The organism is Mesorhizobium sp. LNHC221B00 (assembly GCF_000502935.1).
GTDB lineage: Bacteria > Pseudomonadota > Alphaproteobacteria > Rhizobiales > Rhizobiaceae > Mesorhizobium > Mesorhizobium opportunistum.
The window spans coordinates 1-17,509 of record NZ_AYWR01000053.1; the positions used below are offsets into that span (position 1 = coordinate 1).

The following is a 17,509-nucleotide window of genomic DNA, read 5'->3' on the forward strand; positions in this document are numbered from 1 at the left end:
GTGCAGCAGAACGCCCTGGATGTAGTGGCGGGTTTCATCCATCGCCTTCTCGCAGGTGCGCAGCAGATCGATCAATTCGTTGGCGCGCAGCGAAAACGACCAGTCCTTCGCCTCGGCGCCGATCAGAAAGAAATCGGCACCGGGCAGCACCGGCATGGTCAGCCGGCCCTTGCCGCAGCGGGCGACGACGGTCTTCATGTCGGCATCGAAGTCGAGCGTGCCGGCATCGTCGCCGCTGCCATCACGGGCGATGAAGAATTCCAGCACGGCGCGCGGGATGGCGGCGATGGTCGCTGCGCCCTCGCAGGCAATGGTGGCGCAGGCTTCGATGTCCAGGTCCGACATGGTCAAGGTCAGTTTCTTCTTGCCGACCTCCAGCCTGGCATGGTCGAGGATCTCGATGTTGCGCGAGCCGCCGGGAATGTTGCGGATGGCTTTGGCGGCTTCGGCGAAGGCGGCGACGGAAAATTTTATGGTTGTCATAGCGCCAACGTCCCCTGACCACGGATGCCTGCCAGCATCTTTTCGGCGGCCGGCGAGAGGAATTGGTGACCGGGGAAAGCATCGCGCAGCATTTCCATGGCGTCGTCGACGCGGCCGGCCGCGATGGCTTCCTGCAATCGGTCGGCGATATCGGCGCGGCCGGTCAAAAGTTCTCTGTTCTCTTCGGAAAGAGCTTCGTTCGCTTCCTCAAGCTTGGTGAAGTCCTCGATATCGGCGACCTCGTCCTCGGCGATCGCCGCCGCGATGAGGTCTTCATAAATCTTCGGCCAATGCGCCGAGCTGCGGATTGCCTCATTCGCTTCGTCGCGCGACAGACTGTCCATATCCCTAGTGATCCGGCTAGAGATCACGTCGATGTCGTCGATCGTCAGATCGTCCATCAAACCCTCCTGGCGTTGGGGCAAAGGCGCGCCAGCCGGTCGCGGTATTCGTCCGCAGCCCTAGCTACCGGCCATGCCGTCAGCCGGCCGCGCATCTGGATCGGCTTGGCGGCGTCGATGGACTTGCCCCAGCTTTTCGGCGCCGGCATCAAAAGCTGCCGCTGCTCGGTCGCCAGCATGCGCAGGTCGAAATCGGCGATCACCGCGCGATAGGTCCTGGCCGGCGGCGGCATGCCGGCGGCGCGCCAGATCACCATGTCGAGCCGAGCCTTGGCGGTGGCGATCAGGGTTTCGACCATGCTGTTGGCCGCGCCGCCAAACAGTTCGTTGGCGATCGTCGATAGCCACTTCGCAACCGGCGTGGTCATGTCGCCGAAGACGAATTCATGCGCGTCGTGCAACAGGAAATAGGCCGCGACGTTGGCATCGCGGGTTTNGTCATGTCGCCGAAGACGAATTCATGCGCGTCGTGCAACAGGAAATAGGCCGCGACGTTGGCATCGCGGGTTTCTTCCAGCGCGGCATCGGCGCCGACGACGCAGTGCTGCGCCACCGAATAGGGGTTGCCCGGCACGGCGCCGCCGAAGCGGCAGATGCGCGCCAGGCCCTCGGCGACGTCGCCGAACAGGTCGATGTCGAGCGCGGTGAAGGCGGTCATCGGGAAGGCGCGGCCGGAGATCGTCTGCTTCCAGGTGGAATGGTCGGCCACGTTCATGCGTGCTCTCCGCGCTGTACGCTCGCCTTCTGTTCGGCGGCGATGGCGTAAATGACGCGGTTGGCCTCGCGCTCGAGCAGCGGCAGGCGGCGCAGGAATGTCTTGAGCGCGACCAGCGCGCGTTCGGACTGTGACCACCAGGGATCAAGCTTGAATGCGGCACGGGCCTGACAATAGCGCTGCCACTCGATGCGGGCGATGTCCTGGCTGGGACCGTCAAGACCGCCGGTGACCGGCATCAGGTGCACGGCCGAGGCAAGCGCCTTTTCGATGATCTGTTGCATGCGGTCGCCGCTGGGCGCCAGTTCGCGCACGAAGGTTTCGGCGAGGATCAGTTTGGCTTCCGGCAGATGCGCGATGATCTCGCCGACGGAAAAGCCGAGCACCGACAGATCGCTTTCGGTGGCGCCGTTGCCGCAGCCGGCGATCTCGGCCAGCGCTCCGGCGAGTTCGACGGCGCGGGGATCGCGGATGCGCATAGCCTCCGGATGCTCGGCGCGGCGGGCGTCGGAAAAACGCTGACCGGGTCTGGTGGATGGTGCGGCGGTGCCGACATGAAACGTATCCATCATGCGGCCTCGCTGTTCAAACGGGCGATGGCTGCACGCAGTTCGTCGTCAGAAAGGTCGTCGCGCCAGTTGGCGTTGGCGCCGTGGCCGACATCGAAGCCGCAGCCCTCGAGTTCGGAGATCAGTTCCTGACGCAGGGTCAGCGGATCGAAAGGACCAGGCGATTGCATGTGGGGCCGCTCCATCAAGTTGAATGGTTGCGGATAATATGCGCAAACGGATAACAGTCAACAAAGAAAAATGCGCAAACGGATAAAACTTTTGCGTGGCCGGATTGCGTTTTACCGCCTGTGGCCGTGCGGCATGCCTATCGCTGGCCCTTGTCGAGGATAGAAATCGCCTCGACAAGCAGCTTGAGCGCTTTGCGGCGGTCGGCATCGTCGGTCGAGAAAGATCGCTCCAGTCTCGTGACGATCTCGGCATTCATGCTGTGCCCGCCTTCGGCTGCAGTGACCTTGAGCAGTCGCACCAGGTCAGGCGATAGACGAATGTGGACGGTGGGGCGGGGTTGTTTCGGCATTGCCCGACTTATGGCCGAAAACCGCGCAGCCGGAAATCGGTCCACCAGTGCTACAAATGCCCCATACATGCTATATGTTGTCCCCGCTATCCACAGGGACATTATTACAGGTTGATATATCCTGTTAACTCTAGACATAAGGTTGTAATCGTACAGTCGTACCAAAATGGCACGCCTTCTAAGTATTGGCGGTGTTGACAAGGGGGAAGGAAATTGTTCCTAATTGCGTCGGTCGCGGCTCGGGAAGTCAGAAATGATCCACTACATGCCACGTGACAAAACGCGTGGCGAAGAGGCACTGGAAAAGTTGCGAGCTATCGCAATGGGCGTATGGCCGTTTGATCCGGCCGTCCGCATCGAGCGCGATGCCGCGTCAATCGCTAACGCGATGGCGATGATTCACGGCGGGGAGTGGCGGGTTGAGATCGATCATCAGCACCAGATGGTGCTGATCCGACCGAACTGACCTTCAGGGCGTTCGATATCACGCCAAAGGCAATCTCTATGTCTTTTGCCGTGAGGCCTTCTATCCGCTGCAGCACCGCCAGGATTTCCGGTTCGCCGCGGATCGGCCTGTCGCCAGCTGTTTTGCTGTTTTCCACAACCCTCTCATAGAGTTCGTTGATGCGGTCGCGCCGATCGCCGCGCGGCTCCGATCCGGCGAGCCAGCGATTGACTGTCGACTGACCGACATCGAGCATCTCGGCCAGCTGCTGCTGGCGCCACTGCGTCTCCGCCATGATGGCGCGGATCTTGTCGTCCATCTTCATGCGCCGGACGCTAGTCCCCATCGCGGATAAAGAAAAATCCGCTTGCGCATAATTTTCCGCTTGCGAACTATCCGTTTGCGCATAATATGCGTCGCTATGAGTGCTATCCGACATATTCGCTGCCATGTGTTTGGGGTGACCCAGGCCGAGCTCGCAGCTCTGGCCGGCGTGACCCAGGGAACCGTGTCGCGCTGGGAGGCTGGCGTTGCGCCGTCACTCGACGACATGCGGGCGATCCGCGAAGCCGCCCTCGCGCGCAAGATCGACTGGAACGATGGCTGGTTTTTCGAGGTGCCGCTCGCGGCTGAAGCGGTCGGTGAGCCGCAGCGGGCCGCCGCCGGCAACTCTGATGATTTCGACGCCGCCAAGCCCCTCGACGGTGTCGCGGCCGGTCCCGTTAGACCCAATGCCTCCCAGGCCGGGACCGGCCAAACCTCTAATGCGATCCATGAAACGGCGGACCAATGAACGGGGCATGCGAACCTCCTTGAATTAGACATCGCTAAATTAATGACGACCACTGCCTTCCCGCCACGGGAAACACCGCCGGGATTTCCCGGTGGGGGAAAAAACAAAGCCTTGCGAGGGGGACTATCGATGGAGATGACCATGCCTACTGCCTGGTTTTATCGGTTGAAGGCGGCACAGCGCGACCTGATCGAGCGTTGCGGCGGCATCATCCGCGCCGGCGAAAAGTGCTCGGCCTCGAAAACCGAGGTCGGCCGCTGGAACAATGACGGCTATCCCGACCTGATGCCGCTTTCGGCGGTGATACAGCTCGAGGCCGACTGCTCGATGCCGCTGGTGACGGCGGTGATGGCCGAGCTCAATGGCAGGCGCCTCGCTGACACGGTCGATGCCGGCGAACTCGCCAACGCATCGATGATGGCAAGCCACGCCGAGGTGGTGGTGCAGGCCGGCGAGCTGATGGCCAAGGGCGCGCTGGCCTTCGCCGACGGCAGGCTGACGCCCGCCGAGGCCGCCGGCATCGATCGCCAGTGCTCGGTGCTGGAGCGCGCCGTTTCCGAACTGCGGCTCGCCGCCGCAAGCGCGCGCGTCGGCGGCTTGAGCGTTGTCGGAGGCGCGAAGTAGATGACGCGCCTCGATTATGTGTCGAAGGGCGCGCAACTGTCGCGTTGCGGCACGTATCGCTATCGGCTGTGGCGCGAATGGCGCCTGCATCCCGAGCCGGCGCAATGGTCGATGTGGACTGACGATCGTGGCAAGCCCGTTCTTGACGGTGCCGGCGCGCAGCTGGGCGATCCGAAGGCGTGCGTGTTCATCATGCTCAACCCGTCGACCGCCGATGCGAATGATGACGATCCTACCATTCGTCGCTGCGTCGGCTTTGCCCGCGCATGGGGCTATGACCGCATGGAAGTCCTCAACCTGTTTGCCTATCGCGCCACCGATCCGCGCGCGCTGCTGTCGCTCAATCACAATGACGATCCGGTCGGTGAGGGCAATCAAGGCGCCTTCGACCACGTCATGACCAGGGATTATCCGGTCGGCAAGATCATCTGCGCGTGGGGCGCCCACGGCGGTCATCTTGGCCAGGATGAGACGGCGCTCGGATGGATCGGCGACCGCGAGCGGTTCGCGCTCGGCATGACCAAGGACGGCCATCCCAAGCATCCGCTTTATCTGCCAGCCAAAGCCGAACCGGTGAGGTTCCGCCCATGATCCCGGCCGACATCGTAGCGCGCGCCAGGGACCGGTCGATCGTCGACGTGGCCCTGGCGCTGGGCGCTGCCGACGCGGTCAAGATCGACGAGCGCGGCGTGCCGTGCCCGTTCTGCGGCGGGCGCGACCGGTTTTCGATCGACAAGGCCAAGAACGTCTTCCTGTGCCGCACCTCGGGTGCCGGTGGCGATCCGATCGCGCTGGTGCAGCATGTGCATGAATGCAGCTTTGCCGACGCGATCGAGCACCTGACCGGCGAAAAGCCGCTGGCGACCGGCAAACGCGCGCCGGCGCGCAATGACGACGAGAAGAACGAATGGCGCGAAAAGGCCCGGCTGCGCGCGTGGAAGATCTGGCGCAACGGCGCGCCGATCGAGCCGGAACGCGGCGGCCATTGGGTGCGCGACTATCTTGCGCTGCGCGCCATCCCTTTCCCCTCATGGCGCATCAAGGCGCTGCGTGAGGTGTCGAGCCTGGCCTATTGGCACCGCGCCAAGGCGGGTGACGAGTTCAAGGTGATCCATAGCGGGCCGGCGATGCTGGCCGCGATCACCGGGCCGGATGGCCATTTCATCGGCGTGCATCGCACCTGGCTGGACCTGTCGCGGCCGAACGGCAAGGCGGCGATTGCCGATCCCGCCGGCGATGACACGCTGGACGCCAAGAAGGTCGAGGGGTCGCAAAAGGGCGGCAAAATCGTGCTGCGCGACGGGGCTGACGCGCTCCGATTGGCGCTAGGCGAGGGCATCGAGACGGTGCTGTCCTGGGCCGAGATGCAGGCCAGCGCGCATGCCGGTTATCTCGCAAAGCCGGCGCTCTGGGTCGGCATCAACATCGGCAACATCGCCGGCAAGGCGGCCGAGATGATCCCGCATCCGTCGCTGATGCTGACCGACCGGATCGGCCGCCAGCGGCGCCAGAAGGTCGGCGGCCATGAGCCCGACCTGTCCGACACGGACTGCCTGCAGATCCCGGCCGACGATTTCGAAAAGCTGATCCTGCTCGGCGACAGCGACAGCGACCGCTTCACCACGCAGGCGGCGATGCTGCGCGCCCGCAACCGGTTCGAACTGACCGGCCACGATGCGGCGATCGACTGGGCGCCGGACGGGCAGGATTTCAACGATGTGTTGAAATCCCTTGCCTCACGCGCCGCATCGCCGCCTGCGGCGGCTGGCGCTCCGGCGGGGCGCGCCATCGGGCGCGACGCCCGGTCGGGCTTGCGGCCTGTGGCCGGGGAGGCGGCGTGATGGCGGTGTCGCTTTCGTCTCCCGAGCCGGCCGGCCTGCTCTACCGCTTTTCGGTCAAGTGCGACCGCGACATGAACGCGGCGATCGAAAAGGCGGCGAAGGCTTCCGGCATGAGCGCCACCGGCTACGTGCAGAAGCATTTCGAAGGCATTCTAACGGCGGCAAGGATGCCGATCGACCAGCCGCCACCGATGGCTGTCGATCCCACGCGCGATTTCGATGTGGCCACAAGCATCGGCATCACGGTGACGGCCCTGCGCCTGTACCGAGCGATGGACCACGCCAAGGACGGCAACGGCAATGTGCAGATGTCGATGCTGGCGCTGGCCGATGCGGCCGGCGTGGCGCCGGCCTCGGTCAAGACATTCCAGCACAAGCTGATGCGGCGCGGGCTGATCAAGGAAGTCAGGCCGGCAAGCCATCGGACGCCGGCGATCTACCACGTCTTTTCCATAGGGGATCAACGATGAGCGAGTGGACACAGGCCGAGATCGACACGCTGCGCAGGCTGACCGGCGAAGGCTTTTCCGCCAGCCAGATCGGCATCAAGATGGGTCGCGGCCGCAATTCCGTGATCGGCAAGATCCACCGTCTGCATGGCGATGGCGGCAAGCTGACGCGGCCGGCCGGCAATGATCGCCCGAAGCGCGAAAAGCAGGCACCGCGGCGCCCGGCGTCGCGCCCGCCGAGGCCGACGATGGTGTTCGAACGGCCGCAGCCCTATGTGCCGGCCGCCAATCTGCCAGCAACTTTGCCGGTTGCCTTCCTTGACGCGGTCACCGCCAAGCGCTGCCTGCATTTCATCGGCGATCCGTTTGGACCTGACGGGCCGGATATGCCGGTCTGCGGTGCCGAGCGGTCGGCCGATGCCGGCGCGGTCCCCTATTGCCGCAGGCACATGACCAGCGCCACCAGGCAGGTGGCGGCATGACGCTGCAGGCCTATCACGATTTCCTGGCGCAGAAGCGCGTGGCCGATGTCGCCAGCGGCCTGGTCAAGCTGCCGGAATTGCCGGAATTCCTGTTCCCGCACCAGCGCGACATCGTGCGCTGGTCGCTGCGCCGGGGCAGGGCGGCGATCTTTGCCGGCACCGGGCTTGGCAAGACGCTGATGGAGCTGGTCTGGGCGCGCGTCGTGTCCAACCATACCGGCAGGCCGGTGCTGCTGTTCGCGCCGCTGGCGGTCGGGCCGCAGCACGAGGACGAGGCGCGGAAATACGATCTGCTCGCCCGCGTGGTGACGCGCGACGGTGTCGTCGACGAGACGGCGATCACCAATTACCAGAAGCTCGACCTGTTCAACGTGTCGAACTATGGCGGCATCGCGCTCGACGAAAGCTCGATCCTCAAAAGCTTCGACGGCCACTACCGCAACCGGCTGATCGAGATCGCCAAGCCGATCCCGTTCCGGCTGGCGGCAACCGCGACCCCGGCGCCGAACGATTTCATGGAGCTTGGCAGCCACGCCGAGTTCCTCGGCGTGATGTCCTACTTCTCGATGCTGGCGACGTTCTTCACCCATGACGGCTCGGAAACGCGAAACTGGCGGTTGAAGGGCCATGCCGAGAACGATTTCTGGGCATGGATGGCGTCCTGGGCGGTGATGCTGCGCAAGCCGTCCGACCTTGGCTATTCCGACGAGGGCTACGAACTGCCGCCGCTGACCAAGCGCCTGCATGTGGTCGAGACCGGTTCGCATTGGGAAGATGCCGGGCAGTTCTCGCTGCTGCCGGTCGAGGCCAAGACACTGCAGGAGCGCAACCATGCGCGCAAGTCGACGATCGACCACCGCATTGCCCGCGCGGTGGCACTGACGCCGGCGGACGGCCACTTCGTCTGGTGGGGCAACCTCAACGCCGAGACCGAAGGCGTCACCAGGGCCATTCCCGGCGCCGTCGAGGTGCGCGGCTCGGACCATGACGACTTCAAGGAAGAAAAGCTGAAGGCGTTCAGCCGCGGCGAGATCCGCGTGCTGGTGACCAAGCCGACGATCTGCGGTTTCGGCATGAACTGGCAGCACTGCCACCGCACCGGCTTCGTCGGCCTCAACGACAGTTTCGAGCAGGNTTTCGGCATGAACTGGCAGCACTGCCACCGCACCGGCTTCGTCGGCCTCAACGACAGTTTCGAGCAGGTCTACCAGGCGATCCGCCGCTTCTGGCGGTTTGGGCAGAAAATGCCCGTCACCGCCGACTTCATCGCCGCCGACACCGAAGGCGCGGTCGTCGCCAACCAGGACCGCAAGGAAGCCGACGCCGAACGCATGGCGGCGGCGATGGTGCGGCACATGGCCGATTTGTCGTCGGTCGCGGTGCGGGGTGCCGCGCTGGAACGGCACGACTATCAGCCGAAACAGAAGTTGCGGCTGCCGGCTTGGGAGGAATTCGCATGACCATCACGCCGCGTGAAATGCAGGNTGCCTTGATGCTTTGCGCGGTTCTGGATTGATCACCGACTATATCGGCTCCCAACCGTCGCTCACAGATGCTGGCCGCGCCGTCCTGCAAGGCGGCGCCGCATGAAAAAGCTTCCCGCGATAAAAGCCGTCGACCAGGATGTCACCGACCGCTACGCCATCTACCAGGGCGACAGCTGCGAACTGATCCGGGCGGTGCCGGGCGACAGCGTGCAGTTCGGCGTGCATTCGCCGCCCTTCGAGGGCCTGTATAAATTCTCCGGCTCGGATCGCGATCTGTCGAATTCCGAGGGCAAAACCTTCTGGCAGCACTACCAGTTCCTGATCTCGGAAATGCTGCGCATCACCATGCCTGGCCGCATCCAGGCGGTGCATGTCATGCAGCTGCCGACATCGAAGCGGCGCGACGGTTTTATCGGCATGCGCGATTTTCGCGGCGAGGTGATCCGGGCCTGGCAGGACGCCGGCTGGCACTTTCATTCCGAGGTCTGCATCTGGAAGGATGCGGTGGTGGCGCAGGCGCGGTCGAAATCGCACCGGCTCAACCACAAGCAGGTGGTGAAGGACTCGACCATTTCTGGCCAGGCGCTGGCCGACTATATCGTCGCCTTCCGCAAGCCGGGCGACAATCCCGAGCCGGTGGCCGGGGCGCTGAAACGCTATGTCGGCTTCGCCAAGGACCGGCCGGACTATGCCAAGTTCACCACCGACAATGACAGCCGCAACTGGTTCTCGATCGAGGTCTGGCAGCGCTATGCCTCGCCGGTGTGGATGGACATCCGCCAATCCCGCACCCTGCAATATCTGACGGCGAAGGACGCCGGCGACGAGGCGCATATCGCGCCGCTGCAGCTCGACGTCATCGAGCGCTGCATCGACCTGTGGTCCAATCCCGGCGACATCGTCTTCACGCCGTTCCTCGGCATCGGTTCGGAAGTCTGGGCGGCTGTGCAGTCGGGCCGGCGCGGCCTCGGCTTCGAGCTGAAGGACAAGTATTTCAGGCAGGCGCGCATCAACATGACGCGCGAAATGGCGGCCGTTTCGGCTGACGCGCTCGCCGGATTGGAGCCGCGCACAGGCGAAGACGAAGCCGACGATGCGCCAGCGCCTGCTGATGAGCCGGCATCCCGCCTGGAGGCTGTTTCCTGATGGCGCGCCTAGACGCCTGCCTGGAATGCGGCGAGCCGTTCGAGCGGGCGCATGGGCGCGAGTTCTGCGCGCCGAAATGCCGAAAAGACTGGAACAACCGCCGCATGAAGCGCGGCGCCGAGCTTTACGATCTCTACATGGCGCACCGCTTCGACCGGTCGACGGCGCAACGGCTGCGCGTGTTCCAGGCAATCAACCGCATGGCGTCGAATTTCCGCCAGGAGGATCGCACCGAGCGCGCCGGACGGCAGTCATGGCGCAGGCCGGCGGCGGTGCTGGAGGAACGGCCATATCTGCGCAGCGTGACGACACGCATGCGCATGGGGCGGATGAGCGGCTGACAGCATGCAGGGGGATGACGACGACTTTCAGCCGGATCTGCCGGACGATGATCTGCCACCGCCCGATGACGGCGACGGCGAGCCGACGCCCGAGCAAGCGCTGCTCGCCGCCTGTGCCGCCGAGCCGGAAACCGACATCGGCAACGGCCGCCGCTTGCGCCGTCGTTTCGGCGATTTGGCAAAGGAGCATGCGGGCGCTGCCAGCCATATCGCCATCTGCGTGGCGCATATCGGCTGGCACGTCTTCGACGGCAAGCGCTGGAAGGAAGACGAGGACGGATCGCTGATCCGCCAGCTGGCGCACAAGACCGCTGAATTGATCCGCAAGGAAGCCGGCATCATCGAGCCGAGCGACGACGAGCATGCGACGATCGCCGCCGGCGAAGTGGCGATGGAAGCGATGGCGCGGACGGAGGCCGACAAGGGCAGGCGCCTGCCCGACGTCGGCGCCATCGCACGCAAGCGCGATTACGAGATGGCGGTCGAGGCGGCCAAGCGCATCGTCGACCAGCTTGGCGCCCGCATTGGCTCGCGCCGCCGCCATGCCAAGTCGACGGCCGGATCGTCGAAGCTCAACAACCTGCTCGCCGAGGGCCAGCCCTACATGGCGCGCAAGGNGCCAAGTCGACGGCCGGATCGTCGAAGCTCAACAACCTGCTCGCCGAGGGCCAGCCCTACATGGCGCGCAAGGTGGGTGACCTCAACACCGACCGCTACAGCGTCAACTGCCGCAACGGCACCATCGAATTCCACCAGGTCGAGGTCGAGGACGAGGAATCCGATCCCGACGATCCGCGCATCCTGACGCGTTGGCAGGCGCGGCTGCGCGAGCACCGGCAAAGCGATTTCAACACCAAGATGGTCGAGGCCGATTGGGATGCGGATGCAAAACCCGAGATGCCGGAGTTCAAGAAATTCCTGATCAAGGTGCAGCCCGACCAGACCATCCGTGCGTTCCTGAAACGCTTCTGCGGCTACCTGCTGACCGGGCTGACGATCGAGCAGGTGATGCTGTTCTTCTACGGCGCCGGCCGCAACGGCAAGTCGACCTTCGTCGACCTGTTGTGCTTCATCATGGGCGACTATGCGGTGACGCTGTCGATCGACAGCTTCTCCGGCGACAACAAGCGCGGCGGCGGCGAGGCGACGCCTGACCTGGCGCGGCTACCAGGCGCGCGGCTGGTGGCGGCATCGGAGCCAGAAGCCGGCGTCAAGCTCAAGGATGCGCTGATCAAGACGCTGACCGGCGGCGAAAAGATCCCGGTGCGACGCCTGCACAAGGATTTCTTCGAAGTCGACCCGCATTTCAAGATCGTGCTGTCGGGCAACCACAAGCCGCGCATCGATGATGATTCGGACGGCATCTGGCGCCGCCTGCTGCTGGTGCCGTGGACGGTGCAGATCGCCGAGGGCGACACCGACCGCGCGCTGCCGCGAAAACTGCGCGCCGAGGCCGGCGCTGTGTTCGCATGGATGGTCGAAGGCGCCGTCGAATATCTCAACCACGGGCTGGAGATCCCCGAGGGCGTGCGCGCGGCGTCGAACGAATACCGCCAGGAAAGCGACGCCATCGGCACANCACGGGCTGGAGATCCCCGAGGGCGTGCGCGCGGCGTCGAACGAATACCGCCAGGAAAGCGACGCCATCGGCACATTCATCCGCATGGCCTGCCATGTCACCGGCAATCCAGACGACAAGGAAAAGCCGATCGACCTCTATCACGCCTTCGAGAAATTCGCGGCGTCGGAAGGCGTCTTCGCCTTCAACCGCTCGACCTTCGAAAAGCGCTTCGCCAAGTCGGCCGAGCGCAGCTTCGAAGGGCCGGACGGGCAGATGAAGCAGTTTCAGAAGGCGCGCTCGAACGGCGAGACTTTTTACCGCGGCATCGGCATCAGGATCGAATGGCAGTCGCAGGGCGGCGACCATGGGCAGGGCTATGGGGAGGATCCGCGATGATCACCTACGGCTCGGTCTGTTCCGGCATAGAGGCGGCTTCGGTCGCGTGGGAACCGCTCGGCTGGCGGCCGAAATTCTTTTCCGAGATCGAGGCGTTCCCGTCCGCCGTGCTGGCGCATCACTATGGCTCGAACCTGCCGGGCGAGCCGCTTTCCAAGAACGGAGTGCCGAACCATGGCGATTTCACCACCATCCCAGGCGACGCTGGACCTGTCGACCTACTCGTCGGCGGGACGCCCTGCCAATCCTTCTCCGTCGCTGGAAAGCGTCTCGGCTTGGATGATCCACGCGGCAACCTTGCCCTTGAGTATGTCCGCCTGGCTAAGCGCCTTGGCGCCCGCTGGGTCGTCTGGGAAAATGTGCCCGGCGTCTTCTCCAGCGCCGCCGGACGAGACTTTGCTGACTTTCTGGGCTTCCTCACAGGGCGATCGATCAGCGTCCCCGTCGGCGGCTGGCGCGGTGCCGGCATCGTTGCGGGAATCGCTGCATCCTACGGGATCGCGTGGCGCGTGCTTGACGCTCAATATATCCGAGTGGACGGCTACGCTCGTGCCGTCCCACAGCGACGGAAGCGTGTCGTCGTTGTCGGATATCTTGGAGACTGGAGACGTGCCGCGGCGGTACTTCTTGAGCCCGAAGGCATGCAGGGGAATCCTGCGCCGCGTCGAACAGCTAGGCAAGGAATTGCCGGAAGATCTGCACTTGGCGTTGCGCTTAGGGGCAGGGAAGGCGGCGGAACAGCCGAACTAGGCGACCAGGTCGCCGACACTGTGCGGGCATCGTCGGGTGGCGGCGACAAACCACATGCCTTGATCGGCTTTGACGGCCAAAACCTGGCTTGCGGGGATGAGGTATTCGCCACGCTTGATACCGGTGGCGCGCATGGCAATCGAGGCTTGCACGTCGCCCATACACTGCGCGGCGAAGGCTTTGATGCCAGCGAAGACGGGACAGGTCGAGGCACGCCGCTGGTTGCCTTTGGTGGTGCGATACAGACCACAGACCATCAAGGCGATCGATGCGTAGGGCCGCTCGACGTCTTTCCTTCGTTGTCGGCGCAGGGCGGAAATAATGGCGGCGGCGCTGGCGCCTTGGCGCTGGATACCAGCGCGGTGGTCAGGCGACTGATGCCGCATAAATGCGCGCGGTTGCAGGGTTTCCCCGACGATCATTGCCGCATTCCCTGGCGCGGCAAGCCGGTCGCTCCTGACGGTCCGCAATACAAGGCTTACGGCAACTCGATGGCGATCCCGTTCATGCGATGGATCGGCATGCGCATCGATCTGATCGAGCGCCTGACGCGCGAGGGCAAGATCCCGTGACGCGTCGTCTTCCCTTGTCCCCTTGGTCAAGCTTCGCGCTGCGATGGCTGATACCGCGCCTGTCGGCACTCTTTCGCAGTGCCGCTAGTGCCGATCCGCCATTCTCGCCGCGTCATCGACACTGTCAAAGGGATAGGGAAATCATGGAGTTGTGCCGGAAGTGCCGCAAGTGCAGGTGTTTTCGATGTGCCGCATGTGAGGGCTTGGCCAAGGGGATAGGGGCAAGCGGCTTCTGTCCTATGCGTTATCGGCGTTTTCCCGCACTTCCTGCACTTGCGTGTTTTTGATCGTTAATTTGCTTGCGAAAGCAAGGTTTTATCCACTCGAACGAAAGTGCAGATGATGAAAAACAGTGCCGATAGTGCCGAAATGGGCTTTGTGACCAGCAAGAACCGCCCGTTGAGCCGCAANATTTGCTCGCGAAAGCAAGGGTTTATTCTACTCGAACGAAAGTGCAGATGATGAAAAACAGTGCCGATAGTGCCGAAATGGGCTTTGTGACCAGCAAGAACCGCCCGTTGAGCCGAAATGCGCAGGGAAAACGCAGCGGGCCGGTCGAGGATGTCATCGCCTGGGCGTGGCGCGACGAGTTGCCGAAGGTGCCGAGGCGACAGGACGGACCGATGGCGATGGCCGGCGGCTGGGACAGCACCGGGCGTTTCGCCGAACTGCTGTCGCTGGTCGATGCGTTCGGCGTCAACGCCTTTGGTGCCGTGCCTGACTTCTCGGCCGACAGCTGGCCCTGCGAGGATGCGCAGATGATCGGCGATGCGGTGATGGCGCTGGACGGTTATGCGCTGGACCTGCCAGAGGATTGGCGCCCGGCGCCCGAGCTCGACCGCTTCGGCGGCCTCGGCGCCAAGGCGGTCAGCGATGCCTGGCGGCGCATGACCAGCGATGATGGGCAGGGCAGGGTGATGCTTAGGCTCAAGCCGTCCGAACTGATCATCCGCCGTGCGGTGATGGGCTGGGATGGGGATGCGATGCAGCTCGACGATACGTCCGAACAGTTCGAGGCATTCGGCAATGGGCAGGAGAAGTGGTTTGTGGCGAGGATGGTCGACACCATAGTCGGCACCAATCCCGATGGCAGCGACAGGACAGAGCCGCATCGTGTGGAGCTGAACGGATGGAACTCCAAGTCGCGTCGCCCGGACCCCGCTGCCTATCGTAAGCCTTACCTTGATCCCGATCCGGTCAACGCCATCATCGCCAGGGCCGAGCATGAGATATGGCTGTCATCANCAATCCTGATGGTAGCGACAGGACAGAGCCGCATCGTGTGGAGCTGAACGGATGGAACTCCAAGTCGCGTCGCCCGGACCCCGATGCCTATCGTAAGCCTTACCTTGATCCCGATCCGGTCAACGCCATCATCGCCAGGGCCGAGCATGAGATATGGCTGTCATCGTTGACCATGGTGTTCGACGCTGTCGCGCACCAGATGCAGGACGTGCTCATGCTGCCCTGCACCATACCCGCCGCACCATGGCTGACGCCCATGCCTACGTCGCGCGTGCTGCCCGATCTCGTCGGCAATGCGGTGCTGCTCAAGGCACAGCAGGACAGGGCCGATGCAGCCATGGCCCTGCGCTTCCCCTCATGGTTCAAGCTGTTCAACAAAAAGGCAAAGACACCCGCTTGACTGCGACTGTGATTTGGTGGATGTCTTGTCACGGATAAAAAGCATCGAACACCCCGCCACCGCAAACCGGTCGCGGGGTGTTCTCGTTTCGGCACCCCGCCGCGCGCCCGGCACCTCCCCCCGTCACGGGTCCTTCCCCGCCTCAAACCCTATGCGGGACGGCGGTAGTGCGAGGGTTTGCTAGTCAGACATGCCGGAAAACCGGGTTAACGATGTTAACGATGGCGGGTAAACGGTTTACCGAGGAATGCCTGTGACCAGCGCACCGTTGATGCCGGAATGCGTCTGGAAGTCGCTGTCGGAAATCGCTGTCATCAAGGGCGTCAGCAAGGTTGCGGTCAAAAAGCGGGTCGACCGCTACGAACGCGAGGGCCTGGTGACAACGCGTCGCCATGGCCGCGAGCGCCTGGTGGATCTGGCCGCTTACGACAAGGCGGTCGGCGTTGCCGGCGACGCCTTCCGCGAACAGGCTGCCGAGACGCAGAAGTCCGACCGCACCGAACCGCCGAGCGCGATGCGCGACGCGCAGACCGAAAAGGCGCAGTGGGAAGCCCGCCGCTCGGCGCTCGACGTCAACGAACGGCTCGGCAACCTCTTGCCGGTCAAGTCCGTCGAACTGGCGATGGTCAAGGCCGGCGAGGCGATCGTGCGCTCGCTCGGCCAACTCGCCACCTTCGCGCCGGACCTGATGACCGCCGCAAAGGAAGGCGAGCCGGCCATGCGCCGCAAGCTGCGCGAGATCGAGCACCAGCTGCGCCGCAAGGCCGGCGAGGCGCTGACCCTGATCGCCGGCGAAGGCCGGAGCGACGAGGAAACCGGCGCCACCGAATTCGACCTCGGCGACAACGACTAGGATTTTCATGAAGCTGGCGTTCAAGCGCTCGGCGCTGGCGGTTGTCGCCGGCGCCCTGGCGGCACTCATCATGCCGCCCGACCGGGCGCTGCCGTCCGCCTGGGCGATGGCCAACCTGATCGTGCCGGACGGGCCGAAGTCGGGCGAACCATGGGACGCCTCGCTGACGCCCTACATCATCGAACCGCTCGACATGCTGTCGATGGATTCGGGCGTCAATGAAATCGCCATCCGCAAGAGCGCGCAGACCGGCTTCACCACGCTGATCCTTGCGGCGGTCGGCCATATGATCGACCAGGACCCTTGCCGGGTCATGATCGTCCAGCCGACATCGGGCGCACTGTCCGACTTCAACCGCGACAAGCTCTCGCTGGCGATTGACAAGACCCCGGCGCTCAAGCGCAAGGTGCGCCCTCAGACCAGCCGCGCCGGCGGGTCGTCGACCGTCACGTCGAAAGTCTATCCCGGCGGCTCGCTGACGCTGGCCATCGCCACATCGGCGGCGGATCTCCGGTCGAAGACGATCAAGGTCGCCTACCTCGACGAGGTCGACGAATACCCTGACGATCTCGACGGCCAGGGCGACCCGATCGGCATGATCGAGGGACGTCAGGAATCGTTCCTGATGTCGGGCGAGTGGAAACGCCTCTACAATTCGACGCCGACCGTCAAGGGCGCGTCCAAGATCGACGCCTATTTCAAGGCCGGCGACCAGCGCTACTGGCACATGCCGTGCCCGAACTGCGCGCAGCCGTTCTATTTCGTCTTCGACCGCAAATACTTCAAATTCGAGGACAACTTTCCCTACAAGGCCTATTACGCGACGCCATGCTGCGGCGCGATCGTCGATGGCGACGAAAAAGTCGCGCTGATGCGCAAGGGCCGGTGGATCGCCACCGACAGCAAGCCCGGCGACTATCCGTCCTACCATTTCGACGCGCTGACCTCGCCCTTCGTGCCGTGGGACAAGATCGCCGAGCGCTTCGTCAAGGCCAATGGCGACCCGCAGAAGCTCAAGACCTTCGAAAACCTGACGCTCGGCCTGCCTTTCGACATCAAGGGCGACGCGCCCGACCATGTCAGGCTGATGGAACGCCGCGACAAGGACCTGAAGCGCGGCCACATCCCGCCAGCCGGCCTGATGCTGGTCGGCGCCGCCGACGTGCAGATGAACGGCATCTGGTATTCGATCCGGGCCTTTGCGCCCGACCGGCAGAGCTGGATTGTCGACGCCGGCTATATCGAGGGCGGCACCGCCGACCCACACGGGGGCGCCTTCCTGGGATTGGAGAAGATCCGCACCACGCAATGGCCTGATGCGCATGGCCGGACGCGTGCGGTCGACCTGTTCGGCGTCGACAGCGGCTATCGCAGCCATATCGTCTACACCTGGGTGCGCGGCAAGCCGGCGACGTTCGCACTGAAGGGCGTCGATG

General features: G+C 64.0%; 20 protein-coding genes and 1 pseudogene. 14 read left to right on the top strand and 7 right to left on the bottom strand.

The genetic code is table 11. The annotated features are described in order from the left end of the window. From X741_RS136790 to X741_RS00330, 7 genes are all read right to left on the bottom strand, one after another. Nucleotides 1-483, bottom strand: a 483-nt coding sequence (locus tag X741_RS136790; RefSeq protein WP_023780954.1) for a hypothetical protein, incomplete at its 3' end; no start/stop codon positions are given. Then, entirely contained in the window at nucleotides 480-884 is a 405-nt protein-coding gene (locus X741_RS136785) for a hypothetical protein (RefSeq protein WP_023780955.1), read from the bottom strand. The genes X741_RS136790 and X741_RS136785, both read right to left, overlap by 4 nt. Beyond that, on the bottom strand, nucleotides 884-1,252 hold the full coding sequence (locus X741_RS136780) for a hypothetical protein (protein ID WP_198024020.1): 369 nt from the start codon (nucleotides 1,250-1,252) through the stop codon (nucleotides 884-886). Before X741_RS136780 ends, X741_RS136785 begins: the two co-directional genes overlap by 1 nt. A 343-nt stretch (nucleotides 1,253-1,595) precedes the next feature. Then, entirely contained in the window at nucleotides 1,596-2,171 is a 576-nt protein-coding gene (locus X741_RS136775; protein WP_156937977.1) for a hypothetical protein, read from the bottom strand. Then, nucleotides 2,168-2,338: a hypothetical protein gene (locus X741_RS1000000170215; protein ID WP_023780959.1), complete on the bottom strand. Its 171-nt coding sequence runs from the start codon at nucleotides 2,336-2,338 to the stop codon at nucleotides 2,168-2,170. The genes X741_RS136775 and X741_RS1000000170215 overlap by 4 nt, the downstream gene beginning before the upstream one ends. Before the next feature lie 137 nt (nucleotides 2,339-2,475). After that, nucleotides 2,476-2,688, bottom strand: coding sequence for an Arc family DNA-binding protein (locus tag X741_RS1000000170625; protein WP_198024021.1), 213 nt, complete (start codon nucleotides 2,686-2,688; stop codon nucleotides 2,476-2,478). 380 nt (nucleotides 2,689-3,068) lie between these two features. Then, complete coding sequence (locus X741_RS00330; RefSeq protein ID WP_198024022.1) at nucleotides 3,069-3,452, bottom strand: helix-turn-helix transcriptional regulator; 384 nt, start codon at nucleotides 3,450-3,452, stop codon at nucleotides 3,069-3,071. A gap of 66 nt (nucleotides 3,453-3,518) precedes the next feature. On the opposite strand from X741_RS00330, the gene X741_RS136770 reads away from it, so the two are divergent. The 14 genes and pseudogenes from X741_RS136770 to X741_RS136720 form a co-directional block, all read left to right on the top strand. After that, nucleotides 3,519-3,926, top strand: coding sequence for a helix-turn-helix transcriptional regulator (locus tag X741_RS136770; protein WP_280940360.1), 408 nt, complete (start codon nucleotides 3,519-3,521; stop codon nucleotides 3,924-3,926). Between the two features lie 141 nt (nucleotides 3,927-4,067). Then, nucleotides 4,068-4,550: a hypothetical protein gene (locus tag X741_RS136765; RefSeq protein WP_245272812.1), complete on the top strand. Its 483-nt coding sequence runs from the start codon at nucleotides 4,068-4,070 to the stop codon at nucleotides 4,548-4,550. After that, nucleotides 4,551-5,141 carry a DUF1643 domain-containing protein gene (locus X741_RS136760; RefSeq protein WP_023780964.1) on the top strand — a complete coding sequence of 197 codons (591 nt, stop codon included), beginning with the start codon at nucleotides 4,551-4,553 and terminating at the stop codon, nucleotides 5,139-5,141. Beyond that, nucleotides 5,138-6,391, top strand: a complete 1,254-nt coding sequence (locus X741_RS0136370) for a primase-helicase zinc-binding domain-containing protein (RefSeq protein ID WP_023780965.1) — start codon at nucleotides 5,138-5,140, stop codon at nucleotides 6,389-6,391. Before X741_RS136760 ends, X741_RS0136370 begins: the two co-directional genes overlap by 4 nt. Beyond that, nucleotides 6,391-6,861 (top strand): hypothetical protein, encoded by a 471-nt coding sequence (locus tag X741_RS136755; protein WP_023780966.1) that lies wholly within the window; start codon nucleotides 6,391-6,393, stop codon nucleotides 6,859-6,861. Before X741_RS0136370 ends, X741_RS136755 begins: the two co-directional genes overlap by 1 nt. After that, nucleotides 6,858-7,322, top strand: coding sequence for a GcrA family cell cycle regulator (locus X741_RS1000000167755; RefSeq protein ID WP_023780967.1), 465 nt, complete (start codon nucleotides 6,858-6,860; stop codon nucleotides 7,320-7,322). Before X741_RS136755 ends, X741_RS1000000167755 begins: the two co-directional genes overlap by 4 nt. After that, nucleotides 7,319-8,782: a hypothetical protein gene (locus tag X741_RS136750; RefSeq protein ID WP_023780968.1), complete on the top strand. Its 1,464-nt coding sequence runs from the start codon at nucleotides 7,319-7,321 to the stop codon at nucleotides 8,780-8,782. Before X741_RS1000000167755 ends, X741_RS136750 begins: the two co-directional genes overlap by 4 nt. Nucleotides 8,783-8,908: 126 nt before the next feature. Further along, nucleotides 8,909-9,955, top strand: coding sequence for a DNA methyltransferase (locus X741_RS136745; RefSeq protein ID WP_023780969.1), 1,047 nt, complete (start codon nucleotides 8,909-8,911; stop codon nucleotides 9,953-9,955). Continuing rightward, nucleotides 9,955-10,296 carry a hypothetical protein gene (locus X741_RS136740; protein ID WP_023780970.1) on the top strand — a complete coding sequence of 114 codons (342 nt, stop codon included), beginning with the start codon at nucleotides 9,955-9,957 and terminating at the stop codon, nucleotides 10,294-10,296. The genes X741_RS136745 and X741_RS136740 overlap by 1 nt, the downstream gene beginning before the upstream one ends. A 4-nt stretch (nucleotides 10,297-10,300) precedes the next feature. Beyond that, nucleotides 10,301-10,681 (top strand): annotated as a pseudogene (locus X741_RS1000000171610) (hypothetical protein); the annotation flags it as partial. Nucleotides 10,682-10,974: 293 nt separating this feature from the next. Beyond that, nucleotides 10,975-13,575 carry a phage/plasmid primase, P4 family gene (locus tag X741_RS1000000171615; protein ID WP_156937980.1) on the top strand — a complete coding sequence of 867 codons (2,601 nt, stop codon included), beginning with the start codon at nucleotides 10,975-10,977 and terminating at the stop codon, nucleotides 13,573-13,575. A 1,282-nt stretch (nucleotides 13,576-14,857) separates the two neighbouring features. Next, nucleotides 14,858-15,220: a hypothetical protein gene (locus X741_RS136725; protein WP_023780974.1), complete on the top strand. Its 363-nt coding sequence runs from the start codon at nucleotides 14,858-14,860 to the stop codon at nucleotides 15,218-15,220. Nucleotides 15,221-15,473: 253 nt separating this feature from the next. Further along, the gene (locus tag X741_RS00275; RefSeq protein WP_156937981.1) at nucleotides 15,474-16,073 is read left to right on the top strand and encodes a winged helix-turn-helix domain-containing protein; all 600 of its coding nucleotides are present in this window, start codon (nucleotides 15,474-15,476) and stop codon (nucleotides 16,071-16,073) included. A 7-nt stretch (nucleotides 16,074-16,080) separates the two neighbouring features. After that, nucleotides 16,081-17,509 (top strand): terminase gpA endonuclease subunit (locus X741_RS136720; RefSeq protein ID WP_023780976.1); only part of this gene is annotated, 1,429 nt, incomplete at its 3' end.